This is a genomic window from Shimwellia pseudoproteus, assembly GCF_016415625.1.
Taxonomy (GTDB): domain Bacteria; phylum Pseudomonadota; class Gammaproteobacteria; order Enterobacterales; family Enterobacteriaceae; genus Shimwellia; species Shimwellia pseudoproteus.
The window spans coordinates 1-1,603 of sequence record NZ_WBXP01000111.1; the positions used below are offsets into that span (position 1 = coordinate 1).

Below are 1,603 nucleotides of genomic sequence, written 5' to 3' on the forward strand. Positions count from 1 at the left end.
CCCGAAATCTGATTTATTCAACAAAGCCGCGTATTGCCTGAAAACACAACCCGCTACGGGGGAGACTTACCCGAAATCTGATTTATTCAACAAAGCCGCGTTATATCCTTCGAGGCGGGGGCTGTTATCGTCAGTGCGCCACTTCCTCGATTATCTGGAGGCGGCGATTGGGGATATCTGAGTAACAAAAAAGTGAAGAACAGGTTTGGCGTCACAGTCTTATCAAAAAGTGCGTTACATCAAAAAAAATAACTACCTGTTTTGTAAAGTTACGCTACGCTTAGTACATCGGATCTCCATGAGTTAAAAATGGGGACCGGTAAAACAAAAAATACAGTGAACAAGTCAAGCCAGCTGCAATATAACGTTGGGACATTTGTTAACGTTAGTGGTGTGGCTAAGTCTGTATCAGGCACACTCCTTGATCAAACGGAACGGGTATACATATTATGAAAAAACTTCTGATTTCCTCTGCTTTAGTGGCATCTATGGCGGCTTTCAGTGCTTCAGCGGCAGACTTGATTTCAAAAGACGAGGCGCATCATTTTAAACTGACTTACATCGGCAATGTGTCTGTAAGCTCCAGCGGTGGTCAGGTTTCTTCTCCGTCAGATCTGCATGAAAAACTGTCTGACCTGGCTGATAAGAAAGGCGGTAAATACTATGTCATTATCGCTGCCCGTGAACACGGTCCGAACTTTGACGCAGTAGCAGAAGTATTTAAATAATCGATTCAGGTAAGGGCGCCTGGCAGGGCGCCCTTATTGTTTTATTACGCAGTATCATTTTTGTTCTACCGCACAATCCGCCTCCCTCTGCATCGCACTAATAGGTATAGTAATCTCCGCAAACGACCTCTACGACAACAAGCAGGAGACAACAATGCCCCATATTGATGTTAAATACTTTCCCCGTGAATTAAGCCATGAAGAAAAAGAGGCTATTGCCGACGAGCTGTGCGCGGTAATACAAAAACATTTTCAGTCAAAAGAGACATCGCTGTCGGTCACCATGGCAGAGGTTGCTAAAGATAACTGGAAGAGCAGTGTCTACGACCAGATTATTGACAGCCCGGACTTAATCAAAAAACCCGGTTATCAGATGTAGCCCTATTCCCGGTGCCGAAATACCGGCACCGGATTGCGTTTCGGCTTCCCCCCACAGTGCCCACGCGCGGGCAATTTATTATCGTTAATTCATATAACAATATTCCAAAAAAAATACTGTGTAATAATTCTTTAATTAATAACACTTAGCATTATGATTTTCGGTGTTTTTATATGGCGGGCTGCTACACATATTATCCGCACCATAACTCATGTTATTTAAATAATATACCGCTATTGTCCTGTGGTTCATTAATTCATAATTACACTTGGAGATTCCGTAGCCCAATATCATAAGGAAGGCAGCACGTGTTTCGCCAGGAAGCAATTGATAACCAGCAAATGAAGTGGCGTGGCCGGGCGTTTCTCCTCCCCGGCATTCCTTTTTGGCTCACGGCAAGGCTTTGTTGAATAAATCAGATTTCGGGTAAGTCTCCCCCGTAGCGGGTTGTGTTTTCAGGCAATACGCACACTTTCAGGCATACCTGCTTTCGTCA

Annotated in this window: 3 protein-coding genes; all 3 read left to right on the forward strand. The window is 44.2% G+C overall.

Annotation, left to right across the window (positions count from 1 at the left end; translation table 11 throughout):
• A partial coding sequence (locus F9C28_RS20305; RefSeq protein WP_233149206.1) for a hypothetical protein occupies positions 1 to 181 on the forward strand: 181 nt, incomplete at its 5' end.
• 268 nt (positions 182 to 449) lie between these two features.
• Positions 450 to 728 (forward strand): YdgH/BhsA/McbA family protein, encoded by a 279-nt coding sequence (locus F9C28_RS19935; RefSeq protein ID WP_199016969.1) that lies wholly within the window; start codon positions 450 to 452, stop codon positions 726 to 728.
• Between the two features lie 154 nt (positions 729 to 882).
• Positions 883 to 1,107 carry a tautomerase PptA gene (gene pptA, locus F9C28_RS19940; RefSeq protein ID WP_199016970.1) on the forward strand — a complete coding sequence of 75 codons (225 nt, stop codon included), beginning with the start codon at positions 883 to 885 and terminating at the stop codon, positions 1,105 to 1,107.
• Positions 1,108 to 1,603 lie beyond the last annotated feature (496 nt).